At 74.8% G+C, this 17,186-nt stretch carries 19 protein-coding genes; 7 read left to right on the top strand and 12 right to left on the bottom strand.

Annotated features, from left to right (window positions below):
• Window positions 1–232 precede the first annotated feature (232 nt).
• From KSNIM_RS21590 to KSNIM_RS21570, 5 genes are all read right to left on the bottom strand, one after another.
• Window positions 233–979 (bottom strand): Clp protease N-terminal domain-containing protein, encoded by a 747-nt coding sequence (locus tag KSNIM_RS21590; protein WP_263104834.1) that lies wholly within the window; start codon window positions 977–979, stop codon window positions 233–235.
• 82 nt (window positions 980–1,061) lie between these two features.
• Window positions 1,062–1,595 (bottom strand): hypothetical protein, encoded by a 534-nt coding sequence (locus tag KSNIM_RS21585; protein WP_263104833.1) that lies wholly within the window; start codon window positions 1,593–1,595, stop codon window positions 1,062–1,064.
• Entirely contained in the window at window positions 1,592–2,812 is a 1,221-nt protein-coding gene (locus tag KSNIM_RS21580) for a serpin family protein (RefSeq protein WP_263104832.1), read from the bottom strand. Before KSNIM_RS21580 ends, KSNIM_RS21585 begins: the two co-directional genes overlap by 4 nt.
• Window positions 2,813–3,485: 673 nt before the next feature.
• Entirely contained in the window at window positions 3,486–5,141 is a 1,656-nt protein-coding gene (locus KSNIM_RS21575) for an RICIN domain-containing protein (protein WP_263104831.1), read from the bottom strand.
• 344 nt (window positions 5,142–5,485) lie between these two features.
• Window positions 5,486–5,755, bottom strand: coding sequence for a chaplin (locus KSNIM_RS21570; RefSeq protein WP_411543752.1), 270 nt, complete (start codon window positions 5,753–5,755; stop codon window positions 5,486–5,488).
• A 313-nt stretch (window positions 5,756–6,068) separates the two neighbouring features.
• On the opposite strand from KSNIM_RS21570, the gene KSNIM_RS21565 reads away from it, so the two are divergent.
• The 4 genes from KSNIM_RS21565 to KSNIM_RS21550 all read left to right on the top strand — a co-directional run bounded on the left by KSNIM_RS21565 (window position 6,069) and on the right by KSNIM_RS21550 (window position 7,657).
• Window positions 6,069–6,311 carry a chaplin gene (locus KSNIM_RS21565; protein ID WP_317634043.1) on the top strand — a complete coding sequence of 81 codons (243 nt, stop codon included), beginning with the start codon at window positions 6,069–6,071 and terminating at the stop codon, window positions 6,309–6,311.
• Window positions 6,312–6,547: 236 nt separating this feature from the next.
• Window positions 6,548–6,790 (top strand): chaplin, encoded by a 243-nt coding sequence (locus KSNIM_RS21560; protein WP_263104830.1) that lies wholly within the window; start codon window positions 6,548–6,550, stop codon window positions 6,788–6,790.
• Window positions 6,791–6,880: 90 nt separating this feature from the next.
• On the top strand, window positions 6,881–7,147 hold the full coding sequence (locus KSNIM_RS21555; RefSeq protein WP_263104829.1) for a chaplin: 267 nt from the start codon (window positions 6,881–6,883) through the stop codon (window positions 7,145–7,147).
• A 120-nt stretch (window positions 7,148–7,267) separates the two neighbouring features.
• Window positions 7,268–7,657: a hypothetical protein gene (locus KSNIM_RS21550; RefSeq protein WP_263104828.1), complete on the top strand. Its 390-nt coding sequence runs from the start codon at window positions 7,268–7,270 to the stop codon at window positions 7,655–7,657.
• Between the two features lie 103 nt (window positions 7,658–7,760).
• On the opposite strand, the gene KSNIM_RS21545 is transcribed toward KSNIM_RS21550, so the two are convergent.
• The gene (locus tag KSNIM_RS21545) at window positions 7,761–8,411 is read right to left on the bottom strand and encodes a hypothetical protein (protein WP_263104827.1); all 651 of its coding nucleotides are present in this window, start codon (window positions 8,409–8,411) and stop codon (window positions 7,761–7,763) included.
• 307 nt (window positions 8,412–8,718) lie between these two features.
• Between KSNIM_RS21545 and KSNIM_RS21540 the strand changes: the two genes are divergently transcribed.
• The 3 genes from KSNIM_RS21540 to KSNIM_RS21530 all read left to right on the top strand — a co-directional run bounded on the left by KSNIM_RS21540 (window position 8,719) and on the right by KSNIM_RS21530 (window position 10,096).
• A complete protein-coding gene (locus tag KSNIM_RS21540; protein WP_263104826.1) occupies window positions 8,719–9,063 on the top strand; it encodes a rodlet layer protein in 345 nt (114 codons plus the stop codon).
• A 156-nt stretch (window positions 9,064–9,219) separates the two neighbouring features.
• On the top strand, window positions 9,220–9,567 hold the full coding sequence (locus KSNIM_RS21535) for a hypothetical protein (protein WP_030267856.1): 348 nt from the start codon (window positions 9,220–9,222) through the stop codon (window positions 9,565–9,567).
• A gap of 271 nt (window positions 9,568–9,838) precedes the next feature.
• Complete coding sequence (locus tag KSNIM_RS21530) at window positions 9,839–10,096, top strand: hypothetical protein (protein WP_263104825.1); 258 nt, start codon at window positions 9,839–9,841, stop codon at window positions 10,094–10,096.
• Between the two features lie 139 nt (window positions 10,097–10,235).
• Here the strand turns inward: KSNIM_RS21530 and hemB are convergent, their stop codons facing one another.
• The 6 genes from hemB to KSNIM_RS21500 form a co-directional block, all read right to left on the bottom strand.
• A complete protein-coding gene (hemB, locus tag KSNIM_RS21525) occupies window positions 10,236–11,216 on the bottom strand; it encodes a porphobilinogen synthase (protein ID WP_263104824.1) in 981 nt (326 codons plus the stop codon).
• A gap of 68 nt (window positions 11,217–11,284) precedes the next feature.
• Window positions 11,285–12,931 (bottom strand): uroporphyrinogen-III synthase, encoded by a 1,647-nt coding sequence (locus KSNIM_RS21520; protein WP_263104823.1) that lies wholly within the window; start codon window positions 12,929–12,931, stop codon window positions 11,285–11,287.
• Window positions 12,928–13,926 (bottom strand): hydroxymethylbilane synthase, encoded by a 999-nt coding sequence (hemC, locus tag KSNIM_RS21515; RefSeq protein ID WP_263104822.1) that lies wholly within the window; start codon window positions 13,924–13,926, stop codon window positions 12,928–12,930. Before hemC ends, KSNIM_RS21520 begins: the two co-directional genes overlap by 4 nt.
• A gap of 41 nt (window positions 13,927–13,967) precedes the next feature.
• Window positions 13,968–15,314, bottom strand: a complete 1,347-nt coding sequence (locus KSNIM_RS21510; RefSeq protein ID WP_263104821.1) for a glutamyl-tRNA reductase — start codon at window positions 15,312–15,314, stop codon at window positions 13,968–13,970.
• Complete coding sequence (locus KSNIM_RS21505; protein ID WP_263104820.1) at window positions 15,311–16,222, bottom strand: redox-sensing transcriptional repressor Rex; 912 nt, start codon at window positions 16,220–16,222, stop codon at window positions 15,311–15,313. Before KSNIM_RS21505 ends, KSNIM_RS21510 begins: the two co-directional genes overlap by 4 nt.
• A gap of 101 nt (window positions 16,223–16,323) precedes the next feature.
• Complete coding sequence (locus KSNIM_RS21500) at window positions 16,324–17,037, bottom strand: 3'-5' exonuclease (RefSeq protein ID WP_263104819.1); 714 nt, start codon at window positions 17,035–17,037, stop codon at window positions 16,324–16,326.
• Window positions 17,038–17,186 lie beyond the last annotated feature (149 nt).

Here is a 17,186-nt window from a genome sequence, read left to right as displayed (position 1 = left end):
GCCCCTCCTTCGGGCCCTCTCCTTCGGCCCGGGGTCGGACGGGCCGCGGCGCGGTGTCGTCGGACCGGGCCGTACGAGTCCGGCCGCTCCTCGGCATGCCCCCCCGGCAGCACCCGCAAGTGCCGGAACGACCCGTGGCACCCCGGCACGCGACAGGGGGCGCGCGGAGGCTCCCGACAGCCGGGTGGTGCCTCCGCGCGCCCCTCCGGGCGGCCTGCGCTTCTCCTCGGTGCTACGCCTCGGTCTGCGCCCGGACGGCGGTGAAGGCGGCGAGCGCCTCGGCGACCAGAGCCTCGGCGGCCGCGCGGTCGACGCCCAGACCGGAGAGCGGGCCGCTGCCGTCCTCCAGCTCCAGCAGCGCGAAGAGGATGTGCTCGGTGCCGATGTAGTTGTGGCCCAGCCGCAGGGCCTGACGGAAGGTCAACTCCAGTGCCTTGCGGGCCCGGGCGTCGTACGGGACGAGCTCGGGCCGCTCGTCCGCCGCCGGCGGGAGGGCCGCCGTGGCCGCCTCGCGGAGGGCCTCCGGAGTGATCTGCTGGGCGGCGAGCGCCTGCACGGCGAGGCCGTCGGGCTCGGCGAGCAGGCCGAGCACCAGGTGCTCCGGGGTGACCTCGGCGTTGCCGGCGGCGCGGGCCTCCTCGTGGGCGGCCGCCACCGTGTTGCGGGCCCGCGGGGTGAAGCGGCCGAAGCCCTGGCTCGGGTCGAGGTCGGAGGGCCCGCCCGGATCCTTCGGGACGAAGCGCTTCTGCGCGGCCTGCCGGGTGACCCCCATGCTCTGGCCGATGTCGGTCCAGGAGGCGCCGGAGCGCCGGGCCTGGTCCACGAAGTGGCCGATGAGGTGGTCCGCGATCTCGCCGAGGTGCTCGGCGGCGAGGACGGCGTCGGCGAGCTGGTCGAGCGCGCCGGTGTGGACCTTCTTGATGGCCTCGATGAGGTCGTCGAGGCGGACGGGATGCGTCAACTGGACCGGATTCACCATGCGTCAACCCTAGGTTGACAGTCCCACGGGTGTCAACCATCGGTTGACACCCGTGGTTCAGGCGCCCCGGGCCCCTCGGCGGTCAGGCGCCCTCCCACCAGCGGGGCGCGGCGTCGTCCGGCGCCTGCGGGCACGCGAAGTGGAAGGGCACACCGAGGTGCTCGGCGAGCGCCCGGCCGACCCGGTCCGCCTCGACCGCCTCCGGCCAGGGCGGCACCGCACCGTTGAAGAGCCGCAGGTCACCGCCGCCGCGGAGGACGGCGACCCGGTGCTCGGCACGCGGCTCGGCGGCCACCGCGAGGAGGACGACGAACCAGCCGAAGGTGTCGCCGTCCCAGACCGCCTCGATCGCCTCGGCACGGAAGGGCAGGGCGGCGACGGCCACAACCAGGCTCTCGGCGTCCGGAGGCGCCGTAGGCTCTACGGGGCCGGGGGCACCGAGCACCTGTCGACGGGCCTCGACCACGTCGAGCGCGGCGTGGATCCCGGGCCGCTCCCGGCCGGGGCTGCCGTCGTAGTCGTCGCGGACGGCCTTGACCGCCCGGATCAAGTGCCTCCGGGCCAGGCAGTCGTCCACCTCGGCCCGCGCCCCGGCGCCGAGTTCCTCCCAGGTCACCACTCCTCCTCGGCCCACTCCGCCGGCTCCCGCTCGTACGGGTCCGGCTGCTCCACCCAGCCCGCCGCCAGCACCAGCCGGGAGGTGCGGTGCACGGCGAGGAAGCCGAAGGGACGGTCCGTGCTGAACTCCACCCGGCGGACCCGGTACGGCGGTGGGGTCGGCGCACTGCCCGCGGCCGCCCCGAACGCGGTGACCGCCGCGGCGCGGAAGCCCAGCGCACCGAAGGTCGCCGTCGCCGTCTGCGCGGCCGCCCGGACTTCGAGCGGCGGATCCGCACAGATCCCGGGGAGATGGCCGCTGCCGTCCGGCTCCTGCCGGGACACCGTCCCCAGCCCGAAGCAGGCGGCGTCAGCGAGCAGGTCGTGCTCGGCCGTCACGGTGAATTGGGCCACCTCGGCGATCAGTTGGTCCTGCGGCACCTCGCTGCGGACGGCGCGGACCCGGACCCCGGGACCGGCCTCGCCGTAGGGCAGCAGATCGCCCGTCACCCGGCGGTGCCGGTTCGCGAGAATGCCGAGACCGCCCGCGAGGACCTCGCCCGGGCGGGCGCTCTCCTCACCGACGAGCAGATGGACGTCGATCCCGCCGCTGCCCAGGACCCGCAGTTCGGAGACCGGCCCGGCAGGCGTCTCGACCACGGCGACCCGGTCCGGCAACGAGGTGCGCCGGACCAGTCCGGCGAAGTCCCCGTCGGCCCAAGGCCCGGTCTCGGGGGAGAGCCAGGTCGGCTCGAACGGGCGGATCCAGTCGGTGCGGACGGCGAGCGCCGAGGCCAGCACCAACACGGTGTCCGGATCGACCCGGAGCGGGAACTCCTCGATCTGCCCGTTCGTGTGGCGGGCCGCCCACGCGTCCAGCTGCGGCTGGATCTCCGGACCGGTGAGCGGCTGGTGGAGGTGGGCCGGGAGGCCTGCCGTCCACTCCGGGGAGACCTGCAGAGCGGGCGCCGTCCACAGCCCGACGGCCGCGGCGACCCCGGGCAACCGGCCCAGCGCGCCCAGCAGTTCACGGGCCCGATCGGCAGCCGACGCGGCCGGCACCCCGAGCGCGTCGGCCAGCTCCTTGCCCGCGACGCCGTCCGCCCCGGAGGCGAGCGCGGCCAGCAGCGGCCACAGCCCGGCCGCGGTGAACACCGTGCCCCCGGCCGTCGGAACGCCCCGCGCCCAGCGCTCGGTCAGCGAATTGACGGCCCGTACCGTCGTGGTCGAAAGCATGCTCCCCGCCCTGCCGCACCGATGGTGCGCCGCAGCCTAGGAAACCCCCACGAACCTCACCACCGGATTTCCGGGTGCACCGACGCCCCGCCGCGCCCACCGTGCCGGGCATGACCAGGCCCTCCCGGTACGCCGGACCACCGGACATCGAGCTCAAAGCCCGGACGGCACCGCCCGGGGTGCCCGTCCGGACGGCGGCGGACCTCGCCGACCGGCTGGGTGGCCGCGAACCGGACGAGCTGTGCGAGCCCGTCACCTTCGGGGTGGACGAGCAGGGCGTGCTGCTGCTCGCACCGCGGCGCAGCGAGCACGTGGCCTGCGCGGGCGGTCGGCCCGTCCTGGCGGCGGGCGAGATCGCCTTCCTTCGTCCGTGGCCCGGGCGGCGGTTGGGAGGTCTCCTCGGTCACCAACATCCACCGGCTACGCCTCTGAGGGCAGGTGCTTCCCCTCGGTGGCGGCGGCCGTGGCGGCGCTGGGGCTGACGCCGCCGGACCGGTTCGAGCCGGTGCTTGTGTTCCGCCGCTGCCCGTCCTGCCGGGAGCTCAACGTGGTGCGCGAGGAGGACTTCCCGTGCGCCGTGCGGCTCTCCGCTGCCGCACGTGCGGAACGCGGACGGGAGGTGTGCCGAGCGGCGGCGGGCGGGGCGCGGTGGCGTCCCGCCCGCGGTGGACGGTCAGTCGGGCAGGTAGGAGATGCCGAGCTTGTCGAGCTGCCAGAGCTGGTCGGGGGTGCCGGCATCCGGGGCGAGGGCGAGGGTGCGGTTGCCCTGCGGGTCGAGGGCGGTGGTCGTGGTGGCGACCTTGGTGCGGTCCTGGGAGTCGGCGATCCGGTAGCGGCCGTCCCCGGTGGGCAGCAGCAGCCAGTGCTGGTTGCCGCCGCCGTGGCAGTGCCACTGGACGAGCCGGGTGCCGGGGGCGGTGGAGCCGCCGGTGGCGTCGAGGCACATGGACGTGTTGGCGGTGGAGGCGAGTTCGAAGCTGCCGCCGGCCGCCGCGCGCAGCAGGAAGGACTGGTTGAGCCCGCCGGTCGGCCGGTAGCCGACGGCGGCCCGGCCGTCGGTGGCGTCGCCGTACGTGCCGCCGCCCGCGATGTCGAGCACCTGGCCGGTCGCCGCGTTGGTGAACCGGTACCAGGAGCCGTCCTCGGGCGTGTCCGGGAAGGGCTGCCCGGCGGTCAGCGGGGCGATCGAGGTGGTGTTCGTCCGGTCGAGCGCGCAGTACGCCTGGTCGAGCACGGGCCGGCGGTAGAACTGGGCGAGGCAGGCGGCCTCGCCGCGGTAGCCGGCCACCCGCAGGTGGTACGACTGCCGGACCATGTTCATGCACACCCCGGGGATCCCGATCTCCTGGTCGCAGCCGTTGCGGGTGCGCTCGGAGACGTCGATGACGTCGCCGTTGGTGTACTCGTAGGGTGAGCTCGTCCAGCGGGCACAGACCTCGTGGCCGTAGCTGACCCGCCGCTGGTCGAGGTAGCGCACGCCGGGCACCCGGCCGGCCGCCTCGCGCAGTGCGTCGCTGAACGCCGGGACGACCAGGTTGTGGCCCCAGGCCAGGTCCTCCGGGAAGGCCGGGCAGCCGTCCGCGATCTTGCCGAGGTAGTCGTTGCGCCGGATGTCGGGCGTGATCGGCGTGAAGTACGACTGGTAGACCAGCTGGTAGGCGGAGTCGGCGTAGCCGGCCCGGCGCATGGTGGCCCGGACGTTCGTCAGCGCGGCGGCGACCTTGGGCTTGACCCGCTCGGCGCGGGCGGCGATCTCCGCGGTGCCGATGGTGTCCCGGCAGCCCTGGGACTTGGGGACGGGGAAGTACTGGCCGAGACAGGCGAGCATGATGCCGCTGAAGTCGAAGTCGTCGTTGGCGCCGATGGTGACGACCACCATCTTGACGTCGTACTTGGCCGCGGCGTCGGCGAGTTGGACGTCCTGCTTGGGCTCGCCGAAGTCGCCGCTGCCCGGGCCGGTGATCTTCGCCAGCCCGGGGTCGCTGACCAGGTCGCCGGTCTGCGCACCGGAGCAGGCGAGGTCGAGCGGGACGACGTCGGGGAGTCCGGTGAGGAAGATCTCCGACCTGGTGGAGCGGTGGCAGTAGTTGCCGGGGGTGTCGGTGCCCGGCACGTAGTCGTCGCCGGTGTCGGTGCCGGCGCCCTCGCCGGAGATGGCGCTGTCGCCGAGGGCGACGATCGCGGCGGGGCGGGCGCCGGTGCCGTCGGCGGCCCGGGCGGGCGCGGCGGCCGGCAGCCCGGCGAGGCCGAGGACGGCGGCGAGCAGGACGGCGGCCGGAAGTCCGGCGGCACGGCGTCTGCGGAGGCCGGGCAGGGGTGATCTGGTCACGCGTGACTCCTGTGAGGGTGGGGGCCGCACGGCGGGGCGCCGGGCGGTGGAGCGGTGCGTGGTGCGGGTGGTACGCACGGTGCGGGTGGAACGCGCGGTGCGGGTGGTACGCGCGGTGCGGGCGGCTCTGTTCAGCGGCACTGCTGTGGGGGCTGTGGCGCGGAACTCCGGTGCGCGGGCGCGAATATGAGCCTGGCTCACATGCTAGGAACTGACACCTCGTCCAACAAGCCTCGGCGCGCGACGGAACGGGCCGCCGCCCGGCCCCAGGAGGAGGGGGCGCGGGCGGCGGCCCGGTGCGCGCGGACCCGGCCGGCGGACCGGCCGTCGGGCGTGGGACCCGGTCAGCCGACGTTCGCGCAGGAGTTGCCGAACGCCGGGTTCAGCAGGCCGATGACGTCGATCGAGTTGCCGCACAGGTTGACCGGCACGTGCACCGGGACCTGGATGTTGTTGCCCGAGGCGACACCGGGGGAACCGGCCGCGACGCCCTCGGCGCCGGCGCTCGCCATGGCGGTGCCGGCACCGGCAGCGACGATGCCCACGACGGCGGCGCCGACAGCGGCGGCCTTCTTGACGCTCATATGAGTCTCCTCGTAGTTCAGGTCTTCCATGGGCCGCTCGGGTGGACCGCTCGGGCTCCGCACGGAAGGGCACGGGGCGTGCACCGGGCCCAACGAGACCTGCTCGGTGCGGTACCGAACAGACCGGCACATTCACCCGGACGTAGTAGTGAAGGCATTCGGGTGATCGTGGGATCAGCCCGTTTCCCCCGGCGGTCGCGGTCGTTCTTCCCTGCGTACCGGCTCGACCGGTCCGGACCGGGGATCCCCGGTCCGGCCGGCCCCTCCCGCCCGGGCGGGTCCGCGGCGCCCACGGCCCACGGCACGCCAGACGCGGGACTCGCGAACAGAAAGAGACTGCACCATGCGCAAGATCGCCTACGGCGCGCTCGGCACCGCGGCCGCCGCCGCCATGCTGTTCGGCGGCGCGGCCACCGCGTCCGCCTCGGGCGCGACGGCCGAGGGCGTCGCCACCGGCTCCCCCGGTGTGCTGTCCGGCAACCTGATCCAGGTCCCGGTGCACATCCCGGTCAACGTCTGCGGCAACACCGTCAACGTGATCGGCCTGCTGAACCCCGCGTTCGGCAACGCCTGCGCCAACGTCTGACCCCGGGCCGCCCCCGGCGGCGCCGCGGTGCGCCGGATTCCCGGCCGTGCGGGAACCGGTGGCGGCGCACACGACCGCATGCGGCCGACGGCTCGCCCAAGCCACGGGCGACACGCGCCAGTTGAGCCGCGGGAGTGACAATCACGGAGCACCCAGGAAATGCCGGGCGATGACTCCGATTCGCCCGGCGCCCGGCCTCCCGAAGGAAATCCGGGCACGAACCTAAGGACAATTCCATGCGCACGTTCAAGAAGGCCACCGTCCTCACCATCGCCGCCGCCGGCCTGGTCGCCTCCGGCGCCGGTGTCGCCGCCGCCAGCTCCGGCGCCGAGGGCGTCGCCACCGGCTCCCCCGGTGTGCTGTCCGGCAACCTCGTCCAGGTCCCGGTGCACGTCCCGGTCAACCTGTGCGGCAACACCGTCAACGTCATCGGCGCCCTGAACCCGGCGTTCGGCAACTCCTGCGCCAACGCCGGCTGACCAGCCGTCGGCTGACGCCGTGTCCGCGCCGCACCCGGCCACGCCGGGTGCGGCGCACCCTCCCCGTGTGTGATTAGGAGATCGACTCCCATGCAGAACGTGAAGAAGGCCGCCGTTCTCACCGCCGCGGCCGGCATCGTGCTCGGCGGCGCCGGTGCCGCCAGCGCCAGCTCCGGCGCCGAGGGCCTCGCGGCGGGCTCGCCCGGCGTGCTGTCCGGCAACCTGGTCCAGGTGCCGGTGCACGTGCCGGTGAACGTCTGCGGCAACTCGGTCAACGTGGTCGGCCTGCTGAACCCGGCGTTCGGCAACACCTGCGCCAACCTCGACGCGCCGCAGGTCCAGGAGGAGGACTGCTGATCACCGCGATCGGCACGACTCGTGCGTCTGCCCCCCGGCCGCCGGCCGGGGGGCAGTTCGCGTAGCCCCGGCGGACCGGCCGGCGGCCCACCCACCCATCACCGACAGAAGGAATCCCCCATGGTGCTGAAGACGGCCCGTACCGGCCTGCTGGCCGCGCTCGGCGCGGCCGCCGCGGTGGGCGCGGCGGCCGGCCCGGCGGCCGCCGCCGAGCAGACCGCCCCGGCCGGACTGCCCCGACCCACCGCCCAGTTGCAGTCCCCCGACACCGGGGAGGTGGTCGGCGGCACGACCGGTGCGCTCGGCTACGCGGTGGCCCCGGTGAAGAATCTGCGGCTCGACCCGTGGGCGCAGTCCTCGGCGGACGTGCTGAACAACGGCGTCGCCGTCCAGCCCGACAACGGGGTGCCGGCCGTGGGCACATCACCGCTGACCTCGCCACTGAGCGCGGGCGGCGGCCCGCAGAGCCTGCCGGTGGTCGGCCCGGCGCTCGGCCTGCTGCCCGGCTGAGCCGCCCGGGCGGTGCCGCGGCGGGCCCGCGGACGCCGCGGCACGCCGACGGAGCCCGGCGCCCTCGGGGGGTGCCGGGCTCCTCGGTGCACCGCCGCACGGCTCAGAACGCGGGCTGTGCCAGCACGTCGGAGGAGAGCGCCCCGGTGGCGGCCGCCGTCAGGTTGCCGACCGTGTCGGTGACCGAGACCCGCTGGTCGTCGCCGCCGAGCGAGGCCTTGGCGCCGGGCACCGCCTGCACCGGCGCGGTGACCAGCTGCGGGTCGAGCTCGCCGAAGGAGAGCGCGCCGTCCGCGAACTCGCCGCTGTGGTCGGTGGCGTAGCGCAGCGGCTGACCGAGCTCCAGGGCCGGGCCGGCCGTCCGGATCGGCGCGGCGGGCACGGTGAGGACGGCCTGGCCGAGTTCGGTGCTCCGGTCGGCGGCGGGCAGCGGCACCACCGCGTCGACGGCCGGGCCGACCCGGCCGGTGTTGACCGCGGGGACGATGCGGTCCGGGACGAGCTGGGCGCCCGGGTGCTCCTCGGGCACCGGCGGCTGCAGCGGCGAGGCGGGCAGCCCGCCGGAGAGCGTGCCGGTCTGGGTGAGCAGCGGCAGCGGCACGTTGAACGGCACCTCCTGGCCCGCCAGGCCGTTCTCGACGGCCGCCACCTCGCCGGGAGTCATCGGCCGGGCCTCGGCCGCGCCCTGCGCGGAGACGACGCCGGCACCGACCGCGAGCAGCAGGGCGCCGGTCGCCCGCTTGGAGAGCTTCATGCAATTCACCGTTCTGTCCGAGTGCGTTCTACCGAGGCGGTTCCGCAGGAAGAGCCCCGCGGAAAAGCAATCTGCGCAACGACCGACCACCGGCGGGATTGCGTCGGTTAACCGCTACGGGCTAATAGTCGGACTGGAATACCACCGACCTGATGATCAATCAGACGCCTGCGAAGAATCTGCGTAACTTTCCCGGCGGTCACTCTTTGAATGGGATGTCGCAGCTCGACGGCGACGCGACCGGATCACACCAGCACCGCGCACGGCCGCCGAGCCGCCGCACCCGAGCGTTTCAGAGAGGTATCCCATGCTGAAGAAGACCTTCGCGGGCCTCGGCCTGGCAGCCGCCGCCCTCGCCACCGCCGCGGCCCCGGCCGGCGCGATCGGCAACGCGGACGGTTCCGCCGGCTCGATCCAGGGCAACGGCGGCACCAACGCCACCGGCACCTGGGGCAACCACAGCCCCAACTTCCACTTCGCCGACAACCCGAATGTCTGCCTCCCCGAGATCCACAACATCGGTGTGGCCGTGCTCGGCGTGGCGGTTCCGGTCGAGGTCGACGCCCTCAACAACCAGCCCAAGCAGACCTGCGTGGTCGGCCAGGGCACCCTCGGCAGCGGCGACGGCGGCGTCTCCCACCTGATCGGCTGACGCCCGCCCGCTGCCCCCGCGGGACCCGTGCGCCCCGCCCCCGCACCCCCCGGTGCGGCCGCTCCCCCGGCCACACCGGCGCAGGACACCCGGCGTGAGCCACCCGTCGGGCCGAGGCTCCACTCCCTACCGAAGATCCCACGAAGGAACGCAGAAATGATCAAGAAGGCTCTCGCCGCCGCCGGCGTCGCCGCCGCCGGTGTCGCCATGGCCGCCGCCCCCGCGATGGCGATCGGCGACGCCGACGGTGCTGCCACCTCCATCCAGGGCAACGGCGGCACCAACGCCACCGGCACCACCGGTGACCACAGCCCGAACTACCACACGCTGGACAACCCGAACCTCTGCCTGCCCGAGGTCCACAACATCGCGGTCGGCGCGGTCGTCGGCCTCGCCGTGCCGATCGAGGTTCCGGTCCTCAACAACCAGCCGCAGCAGACCTGCGTGGTGGGCCAGAACACCGTGGGCAGCGGCGACGGCGGCGTGTCCCACCTGATCGGCTGATCCTGCCGGTCCGATCTGCCGCCGGGCCCGGGGGAGCCGCTCCTCCGGGCCCGGCGGTTGCCGTTCCCCGGCCGGGTGTCCGTCGGCCGGGTGTCCGTCGGCCGGGCCGCGGCCGCCCCTCCGCCGCCGTCCGCCGGGTCCGCTCCGCACAGCGGTCCCGGCGGGGCGTCCGGGTGACGGGGCGTCGTACCGGGCGCGTGGTTGCCGGGCCGGGGCGGCTTGTTGTGATCAGTTGAGTCCGCATCACCGTCGTAGAGAGGACCCCTCCATCATGAAGAGCATGCTCGGCAAGGCCCTGCTGACCGCCGTCGGCGCGCTGGCCGTGGCCGGCGTCGCGGCGCCCGCCCAGGCGCACGTGGACGCGGGCGGCGGCGCCCACCTGGTCGCCACCGCCGACGACCCGTTCGTCGCGGGCGAGGGTCACGGCTGGGCCGAGACCGACAACATCTCCGTGATCGGCCAGCAGTGGGGCTGGGCCACCAGCACGTCCATCGGCGGCGGCGCCGAGGGCGAGGCCCACATCGGCTGACCGGCCGCAGACGCACCGGAGGCCGGGCCGCGGGGATCCCGCGGCCCGGCCTCCTGCCGTCGGCACGAACGGGGCGCTCACTGCTTCAGGGGCGCGCGGGGGCACCTGGTGGTGCAGCCGCGCCCCCTGAGGGCACGCCCTAGCGCAGCATCCGGGCGGCCTCGACCGCCCAGTAGGTGAGGATCTGTTCGGCGCCGGCCCGGCGGATCGAGGTGAGGGTCTCCATGATGATCCGCTCGCGGTCCACCCAGCCGTTGGCGGCGGCGGCCTCGATCATCGCGTACTCGCCGGAGACCTGGTACGCGGAGACCGGGACCGGGGAGGCGTCCGCGATCTGCCGCAGCACGTCCAGGTAGGACATGGCGGGCTTCACCATGACCATGTCGGCGCCCTCGGCGATGTCCTGCTCCAGCTCGCGCAGCGACTCGCGGGCGTTGGCCGGGTCCTGCTGGTAGGACTTGCGGTCGCCCTTCAGCGAGGAGCCGACCGCCTCGCGGAACGGCCCGTAGAAGGCCGAGGCGTACTTGGCGGTGTAGGCGAGGATGCCGGTGTCCTGGTGGCCGGCCTCGTCCAGGGCCCGTCGGATCACGCCGATCTGACCGTCCATCATGCCGGACGGGCCGACCAGGTGGACGCCCGCGTCGGCCTGCACCACGGCCATCTCGGCGTAGCGCTCCAGGGTGGCGTCGTTGTCGACCGAGCCGTCCTCGGCGAGCACGCCGCAGTGACCGTGGTCGGTGTACTCGTCCAGGCAGAGGTCGGACATCACGACCAGCTGGTCGCCGACCTCGGACACCACGTCGCGGATGGCCTGCTGCAGGATGCCGTCCGGGTTGGTGCCCTCGCTGCCGACCGCGTCCTGCACCTCGGGCACGCCGAACAGCATGATGCCGCCCAGGCCCGCCTCGGCGGCCTCCACGGCGGCCCGGCGCAGGGTGTCCCGGGAGTGCTGGACGACGCCCGGCATCGAGGTGATCGGCCTCGGCTCGGTGACGCCCTCGCGGACGAAGGCGGGCAGGATCAGTTCGGCCGGGTGCAGGCGGGTCTCGGCGACCAGCCGGCGCATGGCCGGGGTCGAGCGGAGGCGGCGCGGGCGTACGGTCGGGAATTCGGCGGACAACTGCTGCTTCTCTCTCCGGTACGACACGAGGCCGCCGGGGAGGCTCGGGGCCTCCCCGGCGGCGGGGTTCAACGGGCGGCCTTGCGGCGCGACCCGGGGCGGCGCTCGCTCGGCCGGTAGACCGGCTCGCCGGCGGCGACCGCGGTGTCCCGGCGCCGGGCGCCGAACTCGGCGAGGGCCTGGGCCAGCGCGGCGGCGGACGGCGCGGGCGCCATCACGTCGACCCGCAGGCCGTGCTCCTCGGCGGTCTTGGCGGTGGCCGGGCCGATGCAGGCGATCACGGTCACGTTGTGCGGCTTGCCGGCGATGCCGACCAGGTTCCGCACGGTGGACGACGAGGTGAAGAGCACCGCGTCGAAGCCGCCGCCCTTGATCGCCTCGCGGGTCTCGGCCGGCGGGGGCGAGGCGCGCACGGTGCGGTACGCCGTCACGTCGTCGACCTCCCAGCCGAGCTCGACCAGGCCGGCGACGAGCGTCTCGGTGGCGATGTCGGCGCGCGGCAGCAGCACCCGGTCGATCGGGTCGAAGACCGGGTCGTACGGCGGCCAGTCCTCCAGCAGGCCGGCGGCCGACTGCTCGCCGGAGGGCACCAGGTCGGGCTTCACGCCGAAGTCGACCAGCGCCTGGGCGGTGGTCTCGCCGACCGCGGCGACCTTGATGCCGGCGAAGGCGCGGGCGTCCAGGCCGTACTCCTCGAACTTCTCCCGGACGGCCTTCACGGCGTTGACCGAGGTGAACGCGATCCACTCGTAGCGGCCGGTCACCAGGCCCTTGATCGCGCGCTCCATCTGCTGCGGGGTGCGCGGGGGCTCCACCGCGATGGTCGGCACCTCCTGCGGGACGGCGCCGTAGCCGCGCAGCTGGTCGGAAAGGCCGTGCGCCTGCTCCTTCGTCCGCGGGACGAGGACGTTCCAGCCGAACAGCGGCTTGGTCTCGAACCACGAGTGCGAGGCGCGGTGGGCGACCTGCTCGCCCACCACGGCTATCACCGGGGTGGCCGGGTCGACCGGGGCCGACACTGGGGAGGGCAGCACCCGGGCCGCCTTCAGGTCGGCGGCGATGCCGGCCAGCGTGGAGGTGAAGGTGCGCTGACGGGTGGTGGTGCCCGACAGGGTCGCGGAGAGCGCGGCCTCGGGCTTGCGGCCGTTGGCGACCAGCGCGTTGGCGGTCGCGGGCAGCTGGCCGAGGGTGGTGCGGACGACCAGGGTGGTCTCCAGCGCGCCGAGGTCGACGCCGGCGCCGCCGAGCAGCGCCGCCGCGTCGACGAAGCGCACGTCCGCGCCCTGGCTGCCGCGCAGCGGCACACCGGCGTAGGCCGGGACGCCGACCGACTGGGCGACGCCCGGGATCACCTCGAAGGCGATCGCCGCGCCGGCGCAGCCGAGCATCTCCTCGGCGGCGCAGCCGTCCAGGCCGGGGTCACCGTCGACGGTGCGCACCACGTGCTTGCCGGCGCGGACGGCGTCCGCGACGATCCTGGCGACGTCGAGGCCCGCTTCCTCGGCGGGGTTGTGCACCTGGACGCCGGCCGGGCAGTGTGCGCGGACGGCGGCTGCGGTGAGCGGGTCGGCGATCAGCACGTCGGCGGAGGCCAGCACGTCGACCGCGCGGAGGGTGAGCAGACCGGGGTCGCCCGGGCCGGCTCCCAGGAAGGTGCAGCGGCCGGCGGGCTGGGCCGGGCCGTTGGAGGGGCTGGTGGCGGCGGTGGGGCTCATCGGTTTCGCTCCCCCATCAGGCCGGCCGCCCCCTGGTCGAGCAGCCGGGCAGCCAGCGCGCGGCCCAGGGCCGCCGCCTGCTCCTCGGCCGTCCCGTCCAGGACGAGCGGGCCGGTGGCGGTCATTCTCAGCAGGGTGGCGCCGTCGGTGGTGCCGACCACGCCCTCCAGCCGCAGTTCGGTGCCGGCCCAGGTGGCCAGCGCGGCGACGGGCGCCGAGCACCCGGCCTCGAGGGCGGCCAGCAGGGCGCGCTCGGCGACGACCGCGGCCCGGGTGGGCGTGTGGTCGAGCGCGGCGAGCTGCGCGGCGAGTGCGGCGTCCGTGCACTCGACGGCGAGGGCGCCCTGGCCGGGGGCCGGGACCATCACCTCGTCGTCCAGGTGCTCGGTGATCTCGGCGCTGCGGCCGAGCCGGTTGAGGCCGGCGGTCGCGAGGACCACCGCGTCCAGCTCCCCGGAGGCCACGTAGCCGATCCGGGTGTCGACGTTGCCGCGTATCGCGACCGTCTCCAGGACGGTGCCGCGGGCGGCGGCCCAGGCGTTGAGCTGGGCCATCCGGCGCGGGGAGCCGGTGCCGACGCGGGCGGTGCGGCCGCTGCCGGCGAGCTTCTCGACCAGCTCCCCGAGCGTGAGGCCGTCCCGCGCGACGAGGGCGTCGCGGAAGTCCTCACGCTCCGGGACGGCGGCGAGCAGCAGGCCGGCCGGGGCGGCGGTGGGGAGGTCCTTCAGGGAGTGCACGGCGAGGTCGATGCGGCCCTCCAGGAGGGCGTCGCGCAGCGCCGAGACGAAGACGCCGGTGCCGCCGATCTGCGCCAGCGCCTCCCGGGAGGTGTCGCCGTAGGTGGTGATCTCGACCAGTTCCACCGGGCGGCCGGTGACCCGGCTCACCTCGCGCGCGACCATGCCGGACTGCGCCATGGCGAGGGCGCTGCGCCGGGTGCCGAGGCGCAGCGGCTGCTCGGGGGCGCCCGGGGGGCTGCTCAGTTGACCATTCATGGGGTGCTCGTCCAGGTCGTGCCGGTGGGGGTTTACGGGGTTCATCCGGCCGCTCCGCCGCGGGGGGCGTGGCCGGTGCCCGGCGAGGCCGCCGGGGTGCCGGAGACCGCGTGCACGGCCGCCGGGTCCAGGTCGAAGAGCTCGCGCAGCGCTTCCGCGTAGGAGGCGCCGCCGGGCTCGGCGGCCAGCTGCTTGACCCGCACGGTGGGGGCGTGCAGCAGCTTGTCGACGACGCGGCGGACGGTCTGGCCGATCTCGGCGCGGGAACGCTCGTCGAGGTCGGGCAGCCGGGACTCCAGCCGGGCGAGTTCGCCGCTGACGACGTCGGAGGCCATCGAGCGGAGCGCGACCACGGTGGGGGCGATCCGGGCGGCGCGCTGGGCGGCGCCGAAGGCGGCGACCTCGTCGGCGACGATGCCGGTGACGGCGTCGACGTCGGCGGCGCCCGGTCCGGCGGCCGAGTGCGCGTGGGAGAGGCTCTCGATGTCGACCAGCAGCGCGCCGGGCAGCTCGTGGACGTCGTGGTGGACGTCGCGCGGCATCGCCAGGTCGAGGAAGGCGAGCGGGCCGTCGCCGGTTCGGGCGGCGACCGCGGCGGCGACCTCCTCGGCGGTGACGACCACACCGGCCGCGCCGGTGCAGGAGACCACCAGGTCGACGTCGGCGAGCGCCTCGGGGACCTTGGCGAAGTCGACGGTGCGGCCGGTGCCGAGGATGGCGACCAGCCGCTCGGCGCGCTCCGCGGTGCGGTTGGCGATCAGCAGGTCGGTGACGCCGGAACGCACCAGGGTGGCGGCGGCGAGCGAGCTCATCGAGCCGGCGCCGACGACCAGGACGCGCTTGCCTGCGATGTCGCCGGCGCCGGCGGCGACCTGCTCCAGTCCGAAGGTCACCAGGGACTGGCCGGCCTTGTCGATGCCGGTCTCGCTGTGGGCGCGCTTGCCGACCCGCAGGGCCTGCTGGAAGAGCTCGTTGAGGCCGCGGCCGGCGGTGTGCTCGTCCTGGGCGCGGGCCAGGGCGTCGCGCAGCTGGCCGAGGATCTGGCCCTCGCCGACGACCATCGAGTCCAGACCGCAGGCCACCGAGAAGAGGTGGTGGACGGCGCGGTCCTCGTAGTGGACGTAGAGGTGGGCGGTGAGCTCCTCCAGGTCGACGCCGCTGTGGTGGGCGAGCAGCAGGGAGAGCTCGGCGACGCCGGCGTGGAACTTGTCCACGTCCGCGTAGAGCTCGATCCGGTTGCAGGTGTTGACCAGGGCGGCCTCGGCGACGGTGGCCGAGGCGGCGGCGTCGTGCAGCAGGCGGGTGGGGACCTCGCCGGTGAGGGCGGCGCGCTCCAGCACACCGACCGGGGCGGTGCGGTGGCTCAGTCCGACGACGAGCAGGCTCATGCCGGCATCACCGCCGAGAGGTCGCCCTCGCCCGCGGCGGCGGGCTTGGCACCGGCAGCGGTCTTGGCGGCCCGGCCCTGGGCGGACCGGTCGGCGCCCTTGGCGGGCTCGGACTTGGCGGCGCCGCCCGCGGCGCGGCGCAGCTTGGCGGCCGCGGCACGGACCGGGCCGGGGGCCCGGTCGAGGACGGAGTCGCCGCCGCCGGGCTCCTCGCCGGCCTTGCGCTGCTCGTGGAAGGCGAGGATCTGGAGCTCTATGGAGAGGTCGACCTTGCGCACGTCCACGCCGTCGGGGACGGTCAGCACGGTGGGGGCGAAGTTGAGGATGCTGGTGACGCCTGCCTCGACGAGCCGGTCGCACACCTGCTGGGCGGCGCCGGGCGGAGTGGTGATCACGCCGATGGAGACCTGCTGGCTCTCGACGATGGACTCCAGCTCGTCCATGTGCCGCACGGGCAGGCCGGCGGCGGTGGTGCCGACGACGCCGGGGTCGGCGTCGAGCAGGGCGGCGACCCGGAAGCCGCGGGAGGCGAAACCGCCGTAGTTGGCGAGGGCGTGGCCGAGGTTTCCGATGCCGACGATGACGACCGGCCAGTCCTGGGTGAGACCCAGCTCACGCGAGATCTGGTAGACCAGGTACTCGACGTCGTAGCCGACGCCTCGGGTGCCGTAGCTGCCGAGGTAGGAGAAGTCCTTGCGGAGCTTGGCGGAGTTCACGCCGGCGGCGGCGGCCAGTTCCTCGGAGGAGACGGTGGGGACGGACCGCTCGGAGAGCGCGGTCAGGGCCCGCAGGTAGAGGGGGAGGCGGGCGACGGTCGCCTCCGGGATGCCCCGGGCACGCGAGGGTCGGCGCGCGGCGCCGGTGTCGGGCGCCTGCGAACTGCTCTGGGTGGGTCGGCCGATTGCCACGGTGCTCCCGAGGGTGAAGCTGGGCTTTGGCAGCCAGGCTATGCGTTTGTGAACGTGTGCACAAAGATGGTGTCCGATTTGTCCCTCCACAGTGATGCGCATCACTCGCCTCCCTGCGGGGCCGCCGCCGTTCCGGGCCCCGCCGGAGCGCCTGCCCCGAATCCGGCCGGACCTTGCGGCCAGGGCCCGAGCGGGGCCTCCCTGCGCTGCAGCGGGACGAGCTCGCCGCCCGCCAGCGAGCGGGCCCGGCCGAGCCGCGGCCACGGCGCCGGGGCAGCGTCCCGCGCCGGCTCCGAGTGGTCGGCGGGCGGGAGCGCCCCGGCCCGGGCGTAGTGGCGGAGCAGGTCGGCGGCGGCCCGGGCGTCGCCCATCGCGGTGTGCGCCGGGAACCGGTCGAGGCCGGCCGCCTCGGCGCAGGCGGTGAGGCCCCAGCCGGTGGCGGCGGGCAGCCGGGTGCGGGCCATGCGCATGGTGCACAGCAGCGGGACGGGCGGCAGCGGCACCCCGATCCGGGCGTACTCGCGCTCCAGGAAGGCGTGGTCGCAGGTGACGTGGTGGCCGACCATGACCCGGTCGGCGAGCAGGTCGAGCAGATACGGGGCGACCTCGCGGAAGCGCGGGGCGCCGACCACGTCGTCCTGGGTGATCCGGTGCACGTGGGTGGGCCCGACCGGGCCGCCGGGGTCGATCAGGGTGGCGAAGGCCTCCTCGGTGCGGAGTGCTTCGTCCAGCAGGACGACGGCGACCTCGACGATCCGGTGCCGCCAGGGGCTGCGGCCGGTGGCCTCGACGTCGACGACGGCATAGCCGCCCATCGCGCTCTCTCCTTCGCCTGTGGCCCCCGGCGGACACGAAACAGGCTCGATCGTAAGCCGACGAATTCACCGATTCGGCGGGTGATCTCTATCGGGTCGGCAACGATTCGACCCGCCACCCCCGCCGATCGGCGGGGGGGGGGGGGGGG

The sequence above is a fragment of the Kitasatospora sp. DSM 101779 genome, assembly GCF_025655475.1.
GTDB lineage: Bacteria > Actinomycetota > Actinomycetes > Streptomycetales > Streptomycetaceae > Kitasatospora.
The sequence above is the reverse complement of the archived record's forward strand: the minus strand, read 5'-3'. Positions and strand labels throughout refer to the sequence as shown.